This window comes from Mycobacterium sp. (assembly GCF_035314665.1).
In the GTDB taxonomy this organism is placed as follows: domain Bacteria; phylum Actinomycetota; class Actinomycetes; order Mycobacteriales; family Mycobacteriaceae; genus Mycobacterium.
Window position 1 is genome coordinate 1 of the sequence record NZ_DATFZD010000262.1, and the last position, 4,918, is coordinate 4,918.

Consider the following 4,918-nt stretch of genomic DNA (forward strand, 5'->3'; position numbering starts at 1 on the left):
CGCCGACTACGTCAATGCTGCCGGGGTGCAACTTGTTTCGGGAAGTCAGGTAGCCGGCCGGACGGCGACTGCGCGACTGGCCGTCGGCGAAGACGGGTCGGCCGACTATGTGTTCGACCTGGACTGGCAGCTTTCCGGTACGCCGATGGTGACACCGCCACTTTTCGCGCACACCGGATCGATTGCCGCCGTGCAGGAACCGGGCTGCCTGGCGGTTGCGGCGCTCGTCGACACCTATCATGTCTCGGCCACCATCACCTTCGATCCCAATGTCCGTCCGTCGTTGATCGTCGACCGAGATCTGGCGCGCGAACGCATCGAGCATCTCGTCGAGCGCAGCGACATCGTGAAGGTCAGCGAGGAGGATCTGCGCTGGATCGACCCCGACCGTCCGCCCGAGCGGATTGCTCAAACCTGGCTTGCGCTGGGTCCGTCTATCGTCGCGGTGACGATGGGTGACCGGGGAGCGGCGGCGGTCTGCGCGGCCGGTGTGGCCAGGGTGGCGGCCCGTCCGGTGCAGGTGGTCGACACCGTCGGCGCCGGTGACGCCTTCATGGTCGGCCTGATCGACGCGCTGTGGGGGCGGGGCTTGTTGGGCGCGCAGCGACGCGCCGAGCTTGCCGGGATAAACCTGGATGCGCTGACGGCAGCGCTTGAGGCGGCCGGCGATGCGGCCGCGCTGACCGTCGCTCGGGCCGGTGCTGACCTGCCGGACCGAGCCGCGCTAGACGCTGCCGCACGTCACCGCTAGGCGCTTATTCGGATGGTGGTGCGGGCATACTGACTGTATGCGTTCGATCTGGAAGGGCTCGATCTCCTTCGGGCTGGTGAACGTCCCGGTCAAGGTGTACAGCGCGACCGAGGACCACGACATCAAGTTTCATCAGGTACACGCCAAGGACAACGGCCGCATCCGGTACAAGCGCGTGTGCGAGGTATGCGGCGAAGTTGTCGAGTACCGCGATATCGCTCGGGCGTACGAATCCGACGACGGCCAAATGGTGGTGATCACCGACGACGACATCGCGACGCTGCCCGAAGAGCGCAGCCGCGAAATCGAGGTGTTGGAGTTTGTCCCCGCCAGCGAGCTGGACCCGATGATGTACGACCGCAGCTACTTCCTCGAGCCGGGTGGCAAGTCAACCAAATCCTATGTGCTGCTGGCCAAGACGCTGGCTGAGACCGATCGGGTGGCGATCGTGCATTTCGCCTTGCGCAACAAGACCCGGCTTGCGGCGTTGCGGGTCAAGGATTTCAGCAAGCGCGAGGTGATGGTGATCCACACGCTGTTGTGGCCCGACGAGATCCGAGATCCCGACTTCCCGGTGCTGGACAAGAAAGTCGAGATCAAACCGGCCGAGCTCAAAATGGCCGGACAGGTGGTCGAGTCAATGGCCGACGAGTTCAACCCGGACCGCTATCACGACGACTACCAGGAGCAGTTGCACGAGCTGGTGCAGGCCAAACTTCAAGGCGAAGAAGCATTTACCACTGAGGAGCAACCCAAAGAGCTGGACGAGACCGAAGACGTCTCCGACCTGCTGGCCAAGCTGGAGGCCAGCGTAAAGGCGCGGTCGGACGCTACGAAATCGCCGGCCAAGAAGACTCCAGCCAAAAAGGCGCCAGCTAAGAAGGCTGCCGCTAAGAAGGCGCCGGCCAAGAAGGCACCCGCCAAGGCGGGCTCAAAGTCCTAGCTAAGACTGGGGCTTAGACGGCGCCTCTCTGTGTCAAGAGCCGTGGTGTTGTTCAGTTGTATGGTGGCTGCTGGTGGGTCCGGGAAGTGACTTGTCCGAAGAGTCAGTGTGCGGGGTTTCAGCTGGCCGCGCTGGACAATAGAGCCGCCCCCGGGTGTCCTCCCGGGCCCGCCCCTTGTCTGGCCGCGTCGCGGAGCAGTTGTCGGTAGACGACGTCGGACAGGCGCCGTTTCAGGCATCGCATTGCTTCCTTGTGGCTCTTACCGTCGGTTCGTTTCCGCAGGTAGTAGGCCCTGCTTGGGGTGCCCTGCCGGATTTGGGTGAGGGCCATGACGTGTAGGCACAAGTTGAGTTGTCGGTCGCCGGCGCGGGAGAGTCGGTGGCGGACGACGTCTCCGGAGGACACGTCGATCGGGGCGGTGCCGTTGTAGCTCGCGAACGCGGCGGCGGAGCGGAACCGATCGATGGTGCCGACCCGGCCGAGGATCTTGCCCGCGGTCAAGTCACCGATGCCGCACAGCTCGGTGAGGGTCGTGCCGGAGGCGGTGACGGCGGTCTTGATGTCGTCGGCGGCTTTGGCGATCCGGCGGTCCAGCTGGCGTATCTCGGTGACCAGGTCCACGGCGAGGCCGCGCAGGGTTTTGCCGGCGGCATCGCGGGGACGGATCTTGCGAAGGAGTTCGGCGGCCTGGTCGGCGGTGAGGTCACGTTTCGCACCAGCAGGGATGAGGTTGGTGAGCACGACGTGCAGGCGGTTGACGGTCTGGGTTCGGGTTTTGACCAGGTCGTCGCGGTGGTCGACGATCGCGCGTAGGGCGGTCACGGTGTCGTCCACTGCAGCGGAGGTCAACGTGCGTGCGCTCAGTGCCGCGACCCCCACGCTCACTGCGTCGGCGTCGTCGTTCTTGCGACCGTGGCCGGTCGACAGCATCCGCACCCGGGCAGCGAGTTTCGCGGGAACGTCGACGACGTCGACCCCGTCGGTGCGTAGGCGTGCCGTCAGTGGTGCACCCAAGCCGGATGCGCCTTCGATCGCCCATGTCGAGCCGGGCCACCGGCGGGCGAAGCGACGCAACGCACGGTAGCCGTCGCGGCTGACCGGTACGCGAATGGTGGCCACGGGTTGCGACGACGCGTCCACCGCTGCGGCGGTCCAGGACGCCTTGTGCGGATCGATCGCGATCACCACGCGGTCAGGGGTCTTCGATATCGCTGGCACGAAACTTCTCTCCTCGCCTCGATTACGGGATGGAAGCGAGGAGGGCACACCAACTTTCGGCTTTGCAGGCCTCTCTTCAGCCACTCCACGCCGGGCGCACCGACCCGAGGCGCAAGCCGTCTAGGAGCCAATCCCGATTACGGACGACAGGTATGGGGCGGGCGATCTCGGATCGGTGCTAGGTGGTCATGGCTGCAGACCTGATCACCTACCGCCTATTACACAAGTTGGTATGAGGGGCTGGGGCCTCGCTCACATGTGAACGTGGGTTGCCGTCAGGAATGTGGTGCTGGCCGGTAGAGCCACAAGATGTGGGAGGCCCCAGTGAGAAATTATCGTACGAGTGTCGGGTTGGATGTGCACGCACGATCGGTGGTCGCGTGCGGGTTGGACGGTGAGACCGGTGAGGTGTTCGAGCGCCGGTTGACCCCTGATCATGGCGAGATCCGGGAGTGGATCGGGTCGTTGCCGGGGCCGGTGGCGGTGGTCTATGAGGCCGGGCCGACCGGGTACGGTCTGGCCCGGTCCCTGCTGTCGGCGGGGATTAACTGTGTGGTCGCGGCGCCCTCGAAGCTGCAGCGACCGTCGGGAGATCGAGTCAAGACCGATGCCCGCGATGCTCGCCATCTGGCGCGGTTGCTGCATCTGAATGAGATTGCCGCGGTGACGGTTCCGTCGGTTGAGCAGGAGGCCGCCCGCGACTTGGTCCGGGCGCGTGAGGACTGTCGTGGGGATCTGATGGCGGTGCGGCACCGGTTGTCAAAGCTGTTGTTGCGGCACGGGATCGTCTACTGCGGCGGAGAGGCGTGGAGCAAGAAACACGAACTATGGCTTCGGATGCACCGGTTCGACAGTCCTGGTTTACAGCTGGCCTACGACGCGGCCTTTGATGCGATGCTGGCCACCGTTGACCGCCGCGACCGCCTCGATGAGGCGATCGTCGAGATGGCCGCCGATTCAGTGTTCACCCCGGTGGTGACCCGGTTGGGGTGCCTACGGGGCGTCTCGACGCTGACGGCGTTCGGGCTGGCCACCGAGATCGGCGACTGGCAGCGACTCACCGGCCGCTCCATCGGCGCCTATCTCGGGTTGGTGCCAACCGAGTACTCCTCGGGGGCAAACCGCTCTCAGGGTGGGGTTACCAAGACCGGCAACAGCCATGCCCGCCGGCTGCTGATCGAGGCGGCCTGGCATCACCGGGCACCGTATCGACCGGGGCGCCATCTACGGCGACGGTGGGAAACGGCCTCCCCGGCAGCCCGAGGCCGGGGGCAGACCGCCAACCGGCGACTACATGCCCGGTGGGCCCGTTTCGACGAGCGCAAGAAACGCTCCGTGGTCGCCAACGCCGCGATCGCCCGTGAACTCGCCGGCTGGTGCTGGTCGTTGGCCGTCCTCGACGAATAGGTGCCCATAGATGTCCAGATGACATCCACGAGGTGTCGGCAAGCGTCTCGGAGTGACCCGCGTCCGTTCTATGAGTAATCATGTTGCCCCGCAACAGATCACGCTCGATCCCTAGACCAGCGATCCACTCCGACTCGAAAGTCCCGTCCTGCGGTAGTCAACCCGCGAATATCAGACCGACACGCGTCGATACGACACGCTCGACATCCCAACGGACTCATCTGGTCACGAAGCGGCGGCCACAGCGACGGTTGCGGCCGCCGCTTCACCCTGCCCACTTGACAGAATGCTCCCCATATCAGAAGGGCGGGGGCTCGTCGTCGGTGTTGGGTGGGGCCGGTCCGGACCGGGCGGCTTGGTGGGCTTGTTGGTTGTGCTTGCGTTCGGCGGCGATTCGGGCGGCCCGGTTTTGGGCGCGGGTGTGTCGGCGTTGGGGCATCATGGCGGCGCGGTCGCAGCGTGAGCCGGTCGGTGGGGGCTGGGGTGGGGCCAGCTGGCCGGTCGGCGTGCACAGGGTGGGGAACAACAGCGCACTGCCGGGGGTGGTGATGTAGGTCTGCCCGGACGGCGACCTCCAGATCAATGTGCCGTCGGGCAG

The 4,918-nt window shown here is 65.5% G+C and carries 4 protein-coding genes and 1 pseudogene; 3 read left to right on the plus strand and 2 right to left on the minus strand.

Annotated features, from left to right (window positions below; all coding sequences use genetic code 11):
* Together VKI00_RS18560 and VKI00_RS18565 are read left to right on the plus strand one after the other, a co-directional pair.
* Nucleotides 1–751 (plus strand): PfkB family carbohydrate kinase (locus tag VKI00_RS18560; RefSeq protein ID WP_324439931.1); only part of this gene is annotated, 751 nt, incomplete at its 5' end.
* Nucleotides 752–788: 37 nt separating this feature from the next.
* Nucleotides 789–1,694, plus strand: a complete 906-nt coding sequence (locus VKI00_RS18565) for a Ku protein (protein WP_324439933.1) — start codon at nt 789–791, stop codon at nt 1,692–1,694.
* Nucleotides 1,695–1,812: 118 nt separating this feature from the next.
* Here the strand turns inward: VKI00_RS18565 and VKI00_RS18570 are convergent, their stop codons facing one another.
* Nucleotides 1,813–2,913: an IS110 family transposase gene (locus VKI00_RS18570; RefSeq protein WP_324439935.1), complete on the minus strand. Its 1,101-nt coding sequence runs from the start codon at nt 2,911–2,913 to the stop codon at nt 1,813–1,815.
* A 309-nt stretch (nt 2,914–3,222) separates the two neighbouring features.
* Here VKI00_RS18570 and VKI00_RS18575 point away from each other — a divergent pair, with 309 nt between their 5' ends.
* A complete protein-coding gene (locus VKI00_RS18575) occupies nt 3,223–4,320 on the plus strand; it encodes an IS110 family transposase (protein WP_324439937.1) in 1,098 nt (365 codons plus the stop codon).
* Between the two features lie 298 nt (nt 4,321–4,618).
* On the opposite strand, the pseudogene VKI00_RS18580 reads toward VKI00_RS18575, so the two are convergent.
* Nucleotides 4,619–4,918 (minus strand): annotated as a pseudogene (locus tag VKI00_RS18580) (hypothetical protein); the annotation flags it as partial.